This window comes from Xenorhabdus koppenhoeferi, from assembly GCF_900116635.1.
Taxonomy (GTDB): Bacteria; Pseudomonadota; Gammaproteobacteria; order Enterobacterales; family Enterobacteriaceae; genus Xenorhabdus; species Xenorhabdus koppenhoeferi.
In genome coordinates this window covers 16,546-31,070 of record NZ_FPBJ01000035.1, presented here as the reverse complement: position 1 = coordinate 31,070, position 14,525 = coordinate 16,546, and the positions used below count along the sequence as shown (strand labels likewise).

The window sequence follows — 14,525 nt, the reverse complement described above, 5'->3', positions numbered from 1 at the left end:
GACTGGCGACGACGGCATCAATACCGGGCACAACAATGTCATTATCGTCGCCGGGAAGATCATCGGCTTACAGAACAATTACGGCTGTAGTACTAGTATAGTCAAAGAATTACATGATTCTGTTAGTAAGGGCGTTATCATTATGCAAAACTTTACACTACACCCACCGAATGGTTTTTTAGATACCGGAGTTGCGCAGGATTTGTCCACATGCTACTCGTCAGTCAGGAGGTTAGAATGGGTCAGCAAACAATTATTAAACTCGTTGATGATAACCATATGCCACAACTGGGGCTTGGGGTTTGGCAAGCGAGTAATGAACAAGTCGTTAAGGCTATCCACACCGCGTTAGAAGTGGGTTATCGTTCCATTGATACAGCGGCAATTTATCATAACGAAACAGGTGTAGGAAAAGCCTTAAAAGAAAGTGATATCCCTCGAGACGAAATTTTTGTTACCACGAAACTTTGGAATAATCGTCATCTGGATGTCAGCACTGCACTACAGGAAAGTCTGGATAAACTCCAACTGGATTATGTTGATCTTTATCTCATTCAATGGCCTGTTCCCGAGCAGGATCATTACGTCGATGCTTGGAAACAGCTTATTGAGCTGAAAAAGGAAGGGCTGGTTCGCAGCATTGGTGTTTGTAATTTCCATATTAAGCATTTGCAAAACGTGATGTTAGAAACCGGCGTGATTCCTGTTATCAACCAAATTGAATTGCATCCCCTGATGCAGCAACGGCAGCTTCACTCATGGAATGCAACTCATCACATTACAACTGAATCCTGGAGTCCGCTATCTCGTGGTGGAAAAGGTGTCTTTGACTCATCGCTAGTTGAACGGCTAGCAATTAAATATGGTAAAACACCAGCGCAGATTGTGATTCGTTGGCATCTTGAGTGCGGCATGATTGTTATTCCTAAATCTGTTACGCCTTCTCGCATTAAAGAAAATTTTGATGTGTTTGATTTTAGACTGGAGAAAGAAGATCTCACTGCCATGGCTGAATTAGATATAGGTAAGCGAATAGGACCAAATCCTGATACTTACAATCAATTTTGAAAAAAAATTAACCAATTTAAAAAATACTCAACGTAAAATAAGTCTATCTGGAAAACTCAAATTTATATCCACTCACCCCATTCAAACTATTTCAACTGATCTGAATCCTGTTTTTTAGCAGGATTCAGGTACGCATATCAAGGTAACAGATGCCGTTAAATCATCATAATTCATTGATTAAATCGATATTTCCAATAGTAACTATACCCAATGGATTTCAAGTTGCATCGCGACGGCAAGAGAGCAAATCCCCGTGGAGAATAGATAACTATGTGACCGGGATGAGCGAGCACAGCCAACAAAGAGGCTGTCTTCACCCAACGATAATCCGGCCTTACCGTTGAGGATTTTCGCCTTTCGTTTCTTCTTCATTAGAAGATTTGGTATTCGCGGTCAAAAGATAGGGTGATTGTTGCCAGCGGCTGGGAGTCAATTGCAGTAAGCTATGGGCCAGAATAAAGCCAATTGCCAGAGATAACAAAATCATGATCCTGAGTAAGTTAGTGGTGTTATCAACCTGCTTAGCTTCCGTTGCTAATCTGTGAGTATCTAGTGTCAGGCGAAGAAAACCTTTTGGATGGCTTTCCCCGGGTATCGGTACAACAATCTGTTGGTTAAAGTAACCACTGGATTTTTTACCTTCCAATGATAATCGTTCACGGACCGAAATCGGTTCTCCACTCCGTGCTATCTGTGTTCCATTCTCCAAATAAACACTGGCATCTAAAATACGGCTTTTGTTCGTCAGATAGTCCAAGTTAGCTACAATTTTTTTATTATTAAGATCTTTACTGCCATTCTCCATATAATCAGACAAGCTGAATGCAACCTGTTTTGCCAATGTTTTCGCCAGTTCTTCAAACTGATCCATATGAGCCTGCTGCTGAGAACGGCTGAAATAGGAAACCCCCTGCATTAGCAGTACCAGCAATGCTATACATATTAAAATAATAGCCGTTTTGTGCAGTCGAAACTTTAGTTTTGCTTTTATCATAGTTATCCCATCCTATGCTCAAAAAGCACATGTTGCCAAATGCAGTATTGATAGGATAGTTTGAAAAGCGTTTTTTGCTTGCCAAAATTACATGGAATTACAGGAGTCAATGTACATGTCGAATAATCTGGCTTATCGCTACTTACCGGATGAGATCCATAAATGGCCCGGGTTACCATTATCTCTCAGTGGTGATGAAGTTATGCCACTGGATTACCGGGCCGGAGATAGCGGTTGGTTGCTGTATGGGCGTGGTTTGGATAAACAGCGCATCAGCAATTTTCAGCACTGTCTTGGCGCAGCCATTGTAGTCGTATCTTCATGGCGTATTGATGATTATCAAGTTGTCCGTATTGCCGGCAGTCTCTCTCCTCGCATTAAACGATTGGCAGATGAATGTCGTCTGGATGTTGTTCCATTGGGACAGATCCCGCGTCTGCGTTCACCCGGTCTGTTAGTAATGGATATGGATTCAACCGCTATCCAGATCGAGTGTATTGATGAAATTGCTCGTTTGGCGGGAGTTGGCGATAAAGTGGCTGAAATCACCGAGCGTGCGATGCAAGGCGAACTGGATTTTTCAGAAAGCCTGCATGAACGAGTAGCCCAACTTGCAGGCGCTGATGCCTCAATCTTACAGCAAGTAATGGAAACACTCCCTCTTATGCCGGGGCTAACCAGCCTTGTTCGCAAGTTGCAATCACTGGATTGGCATGTCGCAATTGCATCTGGCGGCTTCACATACTTTGCCGATAGTCTTCGCCAGAAGCTACGTCTTTTTGCTGCTGTCGCTAACCAGCTTGAGGTAAAAGATGGCAAACTGACCGGCAAGGTCAAAGGACCTATTGTCGATGCAAAATATAAAGCAACCACGTTGATAAGACTGACAAAAGAATTGGGTATTCCATTGAGCCAAACCGTTGCCATTGGGGATGGTGCCAATGATCTGAAAATGATCCGTAAAGCCGGGTTGGGCATTGCTTATCATGCAAAACCTAAGGTATATGCTCAGGCTAAGGTTTCTATTCGGCATGGTGATTTGATGGGAGTTTTGTGTGTTTTGAGTGGTGGCTTGAAACACGAAGAGCGTTAATGGAATACCCAATAGGTGTTAATTTCAGTTTGAGCCAAAAAGTCATCATATGAAGGGAGGAGAAAGTGGCAAAAGCAGCAAAACGAGTATTTGTCTGTAACGAATGTGGCGCGGATTATCCCCGCTGGCAAGGGCAATGCACCGCATGCCACGCATGGAATACCATTACGGAAGTACGTTTGGCCGCAGCCTCATCCTCTCGCAATGAACGTTTCAGCGGTTATGCCGGTGATACAGGAATCAGTAAGGTTCAAAAACTTTCAGAGATTAGTCTGGAAGAATTACCGCGCTTTTCAACCGGGTTTAAAGAATTTGACCGCGTTCTCGGTGGAGGAGTGGTTCCCGGTAGTGCCATTTTGATTGGTGGTAATCCCGGCGCGGGGAAAAGTACCCTGCTTTTACAAACCATGTGCCAGTTGTCGGCTCAGATGAAAACCCTGTATGTGACGGGTGAAGAATCATTGCAGCAGGTGGCAATGCGGGCACATAGGTTAGGGTTGCCGACCGATAAACTGAACATGTTGTCAGAAACCAGCATTGAACAAATTTGCTTGATTGCAGAGCAAGAGCAACCAAAGCTCATGGTAATTGACTCAATTCAGGTCATGCATATGGCAGATATTCAATCTTCGCCGGGCAGTGTAGCGCAGGTCAGGGAAACAGCAGCATACCTCACCCGATTTGCCAAAACCCGTGGCGTTGCCATTATCATGGTTGGTCATGTGACAAAGGATGGTTCCTTGGCCGGCCCTAAAGTGCTCGAGCATTGTATAGACTGTTCCGTCATGCTGGACGGCGAGGCAGATTCCCGCTTCCGTACTCTCCGCAGCCATAAAAACCGCTTCGGTGCTGTAAATGAGTTGGGTGTTTTCGCTATGACTGAACAGGGATTACGGGAAGTGAATAATCCTTCTGCCATTTTCCTGAGCCGTGGTGATGAAATTACAGCGGGCAGTTCCGTCATGATTGTATGGGAGGGTACTCGTCCCTTGCTGGTTGAAATTCAGGCACTCGTAGACCATTCCATGATGTCAAACCCACGTCGCGTAGCAGTCGGGCTTGAACAAAATAGGCTGGCTATTCTGCTGGCGGTTTTGCATCGACACGGCGGTTTACAAATGGCTGACCAAGATGTTTTCGTTAATGTTGTAGGTGGTGTGAAGGTAACGGAAACAAGTGCCGACCTCGCGTTATTGCTCTCTTTGGTTTCCAGTTTCCGCAATCGTCCTTTACCCCGTGATTTGGTGGTATTCGGTGAAGTGGGGCTGGCAGGAGAAATTCGTCCCGTCCCCAGCGGTCAGGACCGTATTTCAGAAGCCGCCAAACACGGTTTTAAACGAGCTATTGTGCCCCACGCTAATATGCCGAAAAAAGCATTACCAGATATGAAAGTATTTGGAGTCAAGAAACTAGCTGATGCTTTATCCATTTTAGATGAGCTGGATGATTAATTTGTTGATTATTACATGAAGACCTAAGTTTTTTCTTAATTGCTGAACATATTATTTGCCTGACCTCATCATACTAAATGAGGCAGGCAATAAAAAATCAGTGAGTTACTTACCATATTATTTCGTTTATTCAAACCACCAATGGTCATATGTATTATTATATAGCGATAGGAAAAAAACTTATAAATATGCAGCAGACATATTGCAATTAAGCTGATAATTTAGTATTTGTCTTTCTTATTTTATACATACCCCTGATTATCTGATTTTCACTTTCTACAATCACCAAAATGACAGTATCTCATCCCAAAACATCAATAAACAACCACTTTTATTTTTACTTTCACGATAAACATGTTATTTTGTTTAGTATATTAAACACCAAGGGGGCTATATGGGACAGTTTAACTACTTGAAAGAAGCCATCAAACAGACAGGTTATACGTTACAGCAAGTTGCTGATGCCAGTGGCATGACAAAAGGTTACTTAAGTCAGCTTATTAACAACAAAATAAAAAGCCCGAGCGCACAGAAACTTGCTTCCCTCCATCAATATCTAGGATTGGCGTATCCCATGGAAAAGAAAACAGTTGGTGTTGTGTTTGGTAAATTTTACCCGTTGCATACCGGACACATTTATTTGATTCAACGCGCGTGCAGTCAAGTTGACGAATTACACGTTGTTCTTTGTTTTGATGAAGTTCGCGATCGTGAGCTATTTATCAATAGTTCGATGTCTCAGCAACCCACTGTAAGTGACCGTTTGAGATGGTTATTACAAACGTTCAAGTATCAAAAAAACATTTGTATCCATGCATTTGATGAACACGGGCTGGAACCTTACCCAAATGGCTGGAAGGCGTGGAGTCAAGGTGTAAAAGCATTTATGGCAGGAAAAGGGATCAATCCTAACTACATCTATTCCAGTGAAGAGCAGGATGCTGCCCGCTATAAGGAGTATTTCGGCATTGAAACCGTGCTCATTGACCCACAGCGCTCATTTATGAACATCAGTGGCAGCCAAATTCGTCAGGCTCCTTTCCGCTATTGGGAGTATATTCCAACGGAAGTAAAGCCATTTTTCGTGCGTACTGTTGCCATTCTGGGTGGAGAGTCGAGTGGAAAATCAACATTGGTGAATAAGCTGGCCAATATATTTAACACCACCAGCGCATGGGAATATGGGCGTGAATACGTATTCTCCCATTTAGGGGGAGATGAAATGGCCTTACAATATTCGGATTACGATAAAATTGCATTAGGTCAAGCTCAATATATTGATTTTTCAGTTAAATATGCCAACAAAGTTACATTTATTGACACTGATTTTGTTACAACACAAGCCTTTTGCAAACGCTATGAAGGAAAAGAACACCCATTTGTTCAGGCAATGATTGATGAATATCGGTTTGATTTAGTTATTCTTTTAGAAAACAATACTCCTTGGGTGGCTGATGGTTTAAGGAGTTTAGGCACTCAGCGGGATCGCAAGGAATTTCAATATTTACTTGAGTGCTTGTTGAAGATAAATAACATCAATTATGTTTATGTCAATTCACCAAACTATGATCAACGTTTTTTAAGTTGTGTTGAACTGGTTCAACGTATGTTAATGGAGTAACTAACATTTATCTATAAAATAGATTAGCCTTATATTATTATCACTATTAATTGGATAATGATTTACTTTCCATAGTAACTTTTATCATTATGTATTTATTTCGTATTAACGGTTAATTAAATGTTCATTGTGGTTATTTTTTACATGCGGTAATAAAATAAATTGTGATAATAATATTTTTTGATGCTAAAAATTTACTGTTTTAACTTGAATTATAGAGAAATAAGTCATTTAATGAATAGACCCATTGACTTATTTATATAAAATTTATTAGTCATTAATAAACCCATAAATAATATAGGTGTATTTAATCAGTAATGGAGGCAATGTAAAAATAATATTAAAACATTAATGAAGCATATAATGACTTTTTTCCTTATTACCAAATTGGAATAAATACATAAGAATTTATACTATTTTTATTTAACTCAGTTTTTGTTGTAGTCATAATTAATATTCTTTATTTTTATTCTAAGTTTAGGAAACATCTCATGTATTATATAGTCATTGTAAATAATAATTGACATAAGATGAGTGTATTTTTAGCTAAGATGTTTCGAGTATAAACTATTTTTATTCGCACAATGCTATAAGGATATTAGTGTTATTGTGAATGAATTTAGGCAGCATATGTTAAGGAAAAAGCTTTAATCTTTTAACCTAATTGTGTTGAGAATATGAACTTAAATCAATTTAAATCGATTGAAGTTATCAATATTTCATATGGTTTAACTGATACTACAGTTAATCATGAAATGATTTCAGATATCACATTTTCTATTATACCAGGTGAAATTACTTTGATAACAGGGCCGAAGTCATCGACTAACAGCACCGTACTGTCGATTACATCGGGTATATTACAACCAGATCAAGGAGATGTATTAATTAATAATAACAAGTTGAAACTAATGAATGATGTAGAGTTAGGACAATTCCACGCCAAAAATAGTGGGTTTATTTTTCAGGGTTTCAATTTATTTAATGAACTCACACTATTAGATAACTTGTTATTATCAACTTCTTATGGATTATCACTTTCTAATGAACAAGCAGAAAAAATCGCACGGAAATCGTTAGATATAGTGAAATTAGGTGATAAAAGCCGTTGTTACCCTGGGGAACTGTCTGAAAACGAAAAGCAATTGGCTGCGATAGCAAAAGCCATTGTGAGAAGGCCTAAATATTTATTTACAGATGATCCTACGCGTAACCTAGATCATCAGGCATTTCAGACGTTCATTAATATTTTTAAATTTATAGCACATGAACAGAAAGGTACGGTTGTAATTGCCTCCCAAGATCACCGCCTGTTGAAGCACGCAGATAGCGTTATTACTTTAGCAAGTGGAAAGGCTGTTAAAACTTATGAAGCTTTCCAGGAACGACGTGTTTTGTGTAGTAACTAGCTGTAAATTTGGAAAAACGGCCTGATATCAGGCCGTTTTTCTATCTGGATTATTTACTGATCTTTTTATATTTAATACGGTGAGGCTCCAGTGCTTCAGCTCCCATTGTCCGCTTTTTATAATCTTCGTATTCGCTGAAGTTCCCTTCAAAAAAGGACACTTTACCTTCGTCTTGATAATCGATGATATGTGTCGCTATACGGTCAAGGAACCAACGGTCATGGGAAATAACCATTGCACAGCCCGGGAATTCCAGCAGGGCGTTTTCCAATGCGCGCAGAGTTTCAATATCTAAATCGTTGGTTGGTTCATCAAGCAGCAACATGTTGCCGCCCACTTGCAACAGTTTGGATAAATGCAGACGACCACGCTCACCACCGGACAATTCACCAACGCGCTTACCTTGATCTACTCCCTTGAAGTTAAAACGTCCAACGTAGGCACGACTTGGGATTTCAAAGTTGCCGATACGCATGATATCTTGACCGCCAGAAACTTCTTCCCAAACGGTTTTGCTGTCATCCATATTGTCGCGAAACTGCTCAACAGAAGCCAGTTTCACGGTTTCACCCAGTGTAATGGAGCCAGAATCCGGCTGTTCTTGAGCCGATAACATACGGAACAAAGTCGATTTACCCGCACCGTTCGGTCCGATGATCCCGACAATAGCGCCTTTTGGCAGAGAGAAGCTCAAATCATCGATCAGAACACGATCGCCATAAGATTTGGTTAGGTTGGTCACTTCCAGCACCTTGTCACCTAAGCGTGGGCCAGGTGGAATGAACAACTCGCTGGTTTCGTTGCGTTTCTGGTACTCAACGTTATTAAGTTCCTCAAAGCGGGCCAGACGCGCCTTACCTTTTGCCTGACGTCCTTTCGGATTTTGGCGTACCCACTCAAGTTCTTTCTCAATGGATTTGCGGCGAGCGGCTTCTGACGAAGCTTCTTGGGCCAGACGGGCATCTTTTTGTTCCAGCCACGAGGAGTAATTACCTTCCCAAGGAATCCCTTCACCACGGTCAAGTTCCAAGATCCAGCCAGCTACGTTATCAAGGAAGTAACGGTCATGGGTAATCGCAACCACAGTGCCTTCGTAATCGTGCAGGAAGCGTTCCAGCCATGCAACAGACTCAGCATCAAGGTGGTTGGTTGGTTCGTCGAGCAGTAGCATGTCTGGTTTTTCCAGCAACAAGCGGCAGATTGCTACACGGCGGCGCTCACCACCGGACAAATGTTCGATTTTGGCATCCCAGTCTGGCAAACGCAGGGCATCAGCCGCTCGCTCAAGCTGGTTATCCAGATTATGCCCGTCATGGGATTGGATAATCGCTTCCAGTTCGCCTTGTTCTTTAGCCAGTTTATCGAAATCCGCATCAGGATCAGCATAAGCTGCATAAACTTCATCAAGACGCGCCAGGGCATTTTTGACTTCGCTGACCGCTTCTTCTACTGCTTCACGCACAGTATTTTCAGGATTGAGTTTTGGCTCCTGTGGCAGATAGCCAATTTTAATGCCTGGTTGTGGGCGAGCTTCTCCCTCAATATCTTTATCAATACCCGCCATGATGCGCAGTAAGGTTGATTTACCTGCACCATTGAGACCAAGAACACCAATTTTTGCTCCGGGGAAAAAACTTAGAGAAATATTTTTCAGAATATGCCTTTTTGGGGGAACAATTTTGCCAACCCGATGCATACTATAAACATATTGAGCCAATGTAGTTTACCTTTTAGTTAATCAGGAAATTTTTGAAATTCATTTGCGTTTATGGGACTTGAATGGGGTATTTTACCCTAAATTTTACGTATCGTGTTGCTACCCGATTTGGATTAAATACAAACCTTCTATGGACGCAAACGGTAAAAAACTATCTGTGCGGAACGTCTATGTATGAATGCTATTGCCGTTCCAAATCGTCGATTGTATTCACTACTGAATGGAATACCAATAGGGTTATCTATTGCTTTATAAAATATACATTTTCCTAATTTGTATCTTTTATACCCCATAAGTTGTAATAAATCACATCAATAATATGATTATAATTACATGGCATTTTAGCTATGTGGTTGGCATTATTCATTTGGGCACTGTTCATTTGATGTTGATAGTCGTCTTCTGAAGGGGTATGTGGCAATGAGTAAGCGGCAGTATTTTGTAATGGCTGTGGGTATGTTTTCTGTTGTTGCGGGAGCGGCACATGCTGATTCTCTGAGCGTTCAACGTCAGCGATATCAAGAGATAAAACAAGCGTGGGAGGCAAAGAATATGGTGAAAGTCGCACATCTGATGCCCACGTTGAAAAATTATCCCCTCTATCCCTATCTTGAATATCGTCAATTAACTCAAGATCTGGTGCTTGCCACTCCACAGCAAATTCAGCATTTTATTCATACTTACCCTACTCTGCCGCCAGCACGTTCTCTGAACTCCCGATTTATTGATGTACTGGCAAGTAATGGCGATTGGCCCGGTATTCTGACATTCAGTCCCAAACCCCCAAGTACGGTAGCAGAAAGCTGTAACTATTACTTTGCCCAATGGGCCACGGGCCACCAGCAGATTGCATGGAAAGGAGCAGAAGCAATTTGGCTAAATGGCAATTCATTGCCAGATAGTTGCAATAAACTGTTCAATGTCTGGGAACAAGATGGATATTTATCTGCGCATTTAATTTTGCGGCGTATTGAATTAGCGCTGAAAGAGAATAATGCCACTCTCGTTACCTATCTGACCAAACGCTTGCCGTTAGATTATCGAAGCTTAGGATCAAGTTTGATCAAGCTGCAACAAAACCCGGCACTGATTGAACAATTTGCCACAACCACAGCACCAACAGATTTTACCCGTTCGGTTATCATGACAATCTTTTCTCGTTTTGCCCGCGAAAATGCTGAACTGGCCAGAGTAAGTATTCCCGTATTTGCTCGGACGCAAAAAATGAATGACACCGAGAGACAGCAACTAAAAGATATCGTTGCATGGCAATTGATGGGGGATATTACGCCGGAACAGGCAAAATGGCGGGACGATAGTATTCGTAATTCACAATCTATCAAGTTGCTTGAACGCCGTGTCCGCTTAGCATTGAGGGATGACGATTATGCAGATCTTGAAAAATGGTTAACCTTGTTGCCAAAAACAACTTTACAGCAAGATGAGTGGCGATATTGGAGTGCGGTTCTCTTGTTCAAACAAGGAAAAACAGATGAAGGCAATGCTATATTACGTAAACTGACAGAACACCGCGGTTTTTATCCCATGGTAGCAGCCCAAAAACTGCATATACTCTATCCTCTGATCATTAATAAGGCAGAAAAACCTGATTCTTCTATTTCAAATATGCCAGAAATTCGGCGCATCCGTGAGTTATTGCACTGGAATATGCATGATTTGGCTCTCTCAGAATGGGTTAGTTTGGTTTCCTCGCAAGGTCAACTGAAGCAGGAAAAATTGGCACGCTATGCGTTTGAGCAGCACTGGCCTGCGTTCAGTGTTCAAGCGACTATCACGGGAAAAATGTGGGATCATCTTGAAGAACGTTTCCCATTGGCATGGCGCAACGAATTTGCAAACTTTACATCAGACAAAGATATTTCACCAAGTTATGCGATGGCGATCGCCCGTCAGGAAAGTGCATGGAATCCACAGGCTCGTTCCTCTAAAGGTGCCAGTGGGTTAATGCAAATCATGCCAAAAACCGCAGAACATACAGTGAAGAGTAAAAAGATTCAAGGCTATGCCAGCAGTAGCCAATTAATGAACCCGGCCATGAATATTAAAATTGGCACTGCCTATCTGGATTCGGTTTACCAACGTTTTGATAATAACCGCATTCTCGCCAGCGCCGCCTATAACGCTGGCCCTACAAATGTTGTTCGTTGGTTGGCCAATACCTCTGGGCACCTTGATCCGATAGCTTTTATTGAGAGCATTCCTTTCACTGAAACACGCTCTTATGTCAAAAACGTCCTTGCTTACGATATGTTCTACCACAATTTTATGGGGAAAATGTCGAATATACTGACTGAGGCTGAATGGCAGAGACGTTATTAATTTGACAAATAAATATGATATGCTGTTGTACTAGTTGAATAGTATGGCAATTAATATATGACACAAAATCATTTAATTGATCCGGCACTATCGCCGGAAGATAGTGATAACTGGCTCGCTTTTGTTGCGTTGTTACAAACCGCATTTGAACAAAATTTGCAACATTCTATTTTACAGCTATTACTGACTCCCGATGAACGAACCGCCTTGTCCACCCGGGTTCGGATTATTCAGGAATTGATGCGTGGGCAAATGAGTCAGCGAGAGCTGAAAAACGAGCTGAGTGTCGGTATTGCAACCATCACTCGTGGCTCCAATAGCTTAAAATCAGCCCCGGCCCATGTGAAAAACTGGCTAGAGGCACAGTTATTAAAATAGCGGTTATGATATCCAGTGGATTTCGGGTTGTGGTCAACAGAACTGTGGCTAGAAAAACTAAAGGGTTAAATGATGAGTTATATACCCAATGGATTTCAAGATGCAGCGCGACGGCAAGGGAATAAATCCCCAAGAGCATAGCTAACTATGTGACTGGGGTGAGTGAGCGCAGCCAACAAAGCTGCAACTTGAAAGACGCCGGGTATAGTCATTGAAAAATAACAGCTGAATTAACTATTGGGGTCATCCAATCGTGACCCCAATTATTCCCAAGCTACGATGTCATTGAGTATGCTGCTAAAATGGGTTATTCAACTCTTTGTAAATTTCATGATGGATAGGTACAAGAGCCAATATCAGAGCTTGGTGATAAACGCTGGTGCGGGTCAGAATACCGTTGGTAAAAAAGCCGATTGCACCACCTTGCTGCTTAATATTGTCGATGCCAGCCACGTCAGCCATTTCTTGACCAAGCTCGCGTCCCTCACGAATACCCTCCAATACTTTGTCAGGCAGCATCAGACTGGCAGAACGCGATTCTCCCCGAATTTGTTTATGCTCGATGACCATCCAGGCAAACGTCATGTCATCTTCAATTCCAGCTTCAACGCCAACCCAAAAATCAGCTTCAGGTCTGACTTGGCGGGCAGCCATGACTCGATGACGGGCACCTGTGCGGGTTTCAGTATTACCAATAGGTTGTTGAGGTACGCTGCTGTCTACGTTGACATCTTCTATACGGTAAGTGCCTGGGCCAAATACATCATCGAATGCAAGGCTAATCGCTTTTATTTTCGCAGGGTTAGTTGTTGCTGCAATAACGTGGTACATAATAAATAAATTATCCTTTGAATTATTTCATGATGCAGTATAACGGAAATTAAATATGTTACAGGTCTATCTTGTTCGTCATGGCGAAACCGAATGGAACGTGGCTCGTCGTATTCAGGGACAATCTGACAGCCCTTTGACTGAAATTGGTCGCAGTCAGGCTCACTTAGTCGCTCAAAGAATAAAATCAGAAAACATTACCCATATTATCACCAGTGATCTCGGTCGAACACGTCAAACAGCAGAAATCATCGCTGAAGCCTGTGGATGTGAAGTAATACTGGAGCCGCGTTTGCGGGAATTACATATGGGGGTACTGGAGAATCGCGAACTGAATTCCCTCACATCAGAAGAGGAATCCTGGCGTAAAGGTCTGGTCGATGGTACACCAAATGGGCGGATACCAGAAGGTGAATCGATGAGCGAATTGGCAATCCGCATGCGGGCCGCACTAGAAGATTGCCTCAACTTGCCAACAGGCAGCCGCCCGCTGCTAGTCAGTCATGGTATGGCTCTTGTGAGTCTGCTCTGCTCGGTTCTGGGTCTTCCTGCTAATTCAGAACGTCGCCTGAGGCTGAGAAACTGTTCTATTTCACGGGTAGATTACCAGAATAGCCCGTGGCTGGCTCCGGGTTGGATCATTGAAACAGCGGGCGATATCACACATCTTGATCTACCCGCCTTGGACAAATTACAGAATTAATGCTCAATTGGGATGAGATACTCAAATTCCGTAACATGACTTTGAGTCTCATCCTCCATATTCTTCCAGTCAAGATTGGTGAGATAGTATCGCTCGACATCATACCCCTTCCTGCGAGTGATATTCAATTTAGGCAGACAAACGCTGTAAACTGTAAAAAGGAAATCTTGTACTTGTTCTTTGTCACCGAAATAACTGAATGAAATATAATCCCCGCCAGGCAAAGGAACCGGACGACTATCTCTGGTATCAAAGGTCGCGTATTCCGGCTCTATTGCTGTGGTGTAGAACACGGTGTGTTCATCTTCATTCTCACTGAGAGTAGTATGGTGCAATCCATAAAGCCTGGGGGGCAATACTTCAGCATCTTGTAGATAGTTAATCCAAAAGTCATGGCGCAAACTCTGACAAGCTGTTGACCATTCTTCCAGCCCAAAGCTGCAAGTATGCTCTGTGCCGATAAGCAGTTTATCTTCCAATGTAACGAATTTGTGCGCAGGCAACGGTTTATTGTCCAACAAAATCGGGGGGCATATCCCCGTTGCGCACCATTCTTCACTTCGGCGGTAGGATGCCGGAGTTCGATCAAATTGTTTTTTGAAAGCCCTCGTGAAAGTTTGTTGTGAATCAAAACGATATTGCAGAGCAATGTCTAGAATTGGGCGGCTGGTTAAACGTAATGCAATGGCGGCTCGGGATAATCTTCTGGCGCGGATATAAGAGCCAATTGCCTGACCTGTCACGTCCTTGAACATGCGTTGTAAGTGCCATTTGGAATAACCAGCTTTTGCTGCAACGTTATCGAGGGATAGTGGACGATCTAAATTATTATCTAACCAATGCAGCAGATCCCGAATAATGTTGGTTTGGTCCATACATCTCCCTAAGTCATCAAGACAGAAAGAAAATAATATTAATAT

The 14,525-nt window shown here is 42.2% G+C and carries 12 protein-coding genes; 8 read left to right on the top strand and 4 right to left on the bottom strand.

What is annotated here, in order from left to right; all coding sequences use genetic code 11:
* Window positions 1–237 precede the first annotated feature (237 nt).
* Window positions 238–1,068: a 2,5-didehydrogluconate reductase DkgA gene (gene dkgA / locus BM329_RS11270; RefSeq protein WP_092553148.1), complete on the top strand. Its 831-nt coding sequence runs from the start codon at window positions 238–240 to the stop codon at window positions 1,066–1,068.
* A gap of 334 nt (window positions 1,069–1,402) precedes the next feature.
* On the opposite strand, the gene BM329_RS11265 is transcribed toward dkgA, so the two are convergent.
* Window positions 1,403–2,062, bottom strand: a complete 660-nt coding sequence (locus BM329_RS11265; RefSeq protein WP_092553146.1) for a YtjB family periplasmic protein — start codon at window positions 2,060–2,062, stop codon at window positions 1,403–1,405.
* Between the two features lie 115 nt (window positions 2,063–2,177).
* Between BM329_RS11265 and serB the strand changes: the two genes are divergently transcribed.
* The 4 genes from serB to BM329_RS11245 all read left to right on the top strand — a co-directional run bounded on the left by serB (window position 2,178) and on the right by BM329_RS11245 (window position 7,636).
* The gene (gene serB, locus BM329_RS11260; protein ID WP_092553144.1) at window positions 2,178–3,155 is read left to right on the top strand and encodes a phosphoserine phosphatase; all 978 of its coding nucleotides are present in this window, start codon (window positions 2,178–2,180) and stop codon (window positions 3,153–3,155) included.
* A 65-nt stretch (window positions 3,156–3,220) separates the two neighbouring features.
* Window positions 3,221–4,606 carry a DNA repair protein RadA gene (gene radA, locus BM329_RS11255; RefSeq protein WP_092553142.1) on the top strand — a complete coding sequence of 462 codons (1,386 nt, stop codon included), beginning with the start codon at window positions 3,221–3,223 and terminating at the stop codon, window positions 4,604–4,606.
* A 394-nt stretch (window positions 4,607–5,000) separates the two neighbouring features.
* A complete protein-coding gene (gene nadR, locus BM329_RS11250) occupies window positions 5,001–6,227 on the top strand; it encodes a multifunctional transcriptional regulator/nicotinamide-nucleotide adenylyltransferase/ribosylnicotinamide kinase NadR (protein ID WP_092553140.1) in 1,227 nt (408 codons plus the stop codon).
* Window positions 6,228–6,904: 677 nt separating this feature from the next.
* Window positions 6,905–7,636 carry an ATP-binding cassette domain-containing protein gene (locus tag BM329_RS11245; RefSeq protein ID WP_092553138.1) on the top strand — a complete coding sequence of 244 codons (732 nt, stop codon included), beginning with the start codon at window positions 6,905–6,907 and terminating at the stop codon, window positions 7,634–7,636.
* Window positions 7,637–7,685: 49 nt separating this feature from the next.
* On the opposite strand, the gene ettA is transcribed toward BM329_RS11245, so the two are convergent.
* The gene (gene ettA / locus BM329_RS11240; RefSeq protein ID WP_092553136.1) at window positions 7,686–9,353 is read right to left on the bottom strand and encodes an energy-dependent translational throttle protein EttA; all 1,668 of its coding nucleotides are present in this window, start codon (window positions 9,351–9,353) and stop codon (window positions 7,686–7,688) included.
* Between the two features lie 420 nt (window positions 9,354–9,773).
* Here ettA and sltY point away from each other — a divergent pair, with 420 nt between their 5' ends.
* Together sltY and trpR are read left to right on the top strand one after the other, a co-directional pair.
* Window positions 9,774–11,693 carry a murein transglycosylase gene (sltY, locus tag BM329_RS11235; protein ID WP_092553134.1) on the top strand — a complete coding sequence of 640 codons (1,920 nt, stop codon included), beginning with the start codon at window positions 9,774–9,776 and terminating at the stop codon, window positions 11,691–11,693.
* A gap of 57 nt (window positions 11,694–11,750) precedes the next feature.
* The gene (trpR, locus tag BM329_RS11230; protein WP_092553132.1) at window positions 11,751–12,071 is read left to right on the top strand and encodes a trp operon repressor; all 321 of its coding nucleotides are present in this window, start codon (window positions 11,751–11,753) and stop codon (window positions 12,069–12,071) included.
* A 297-nt stretch (window positions 12,072–12,368) separates the two neighbouring features.
* Here trpR and yjjX read toward each other — a convergent pair whose 3' ends face one another.
* Window positions 12,369–12,902, bottom strand: coding sequence for an inosine/xanthosine triphosphatase (gene yjjX, locus BM329_RS11225; RefSeq protein WP_092553130.1), 534 nt, complete (start codon window positions 12,900–12,902; stop codon window positions 12,369–12,371).
* Between the two features lie 55 nt (window positions 12,903–12,957).
* On the opposite strand from yjjX, the gene gpmB reads away from it, so the two are divergent.
* Window positions 12,958–13,605, top strand: coding sequence for a 2,3-diphosphoglycerate-dependent phosphoglycerate mutase GpmB (gpmB, locus tag BM329_RS11220; protein WP_092553127.1), 648 nt, complete (start codon window positions 12,958–12,960; stop codon window positions 13,603–13,605).
* On the opposite strand, the gene robA is transcribed toward gpmB, so the two are convergent.
* Complete coding sequence (gene robA / locus BM329_RS11215) at window positions 13,602–14,480, bottom strand: MDR efflux pump AcrAB transcriptional activator RobA (RefSeq protein ID WP_092553124.1); 879 nt, start codon at window positions 14,478–14,480, stop codon at window positions 13,602–13,604. The genes gpmB and robA overlap by 4 nt on opposite strands.
* Window positions 14,481–14,525 lie beyond the last annotated feature (45 nt).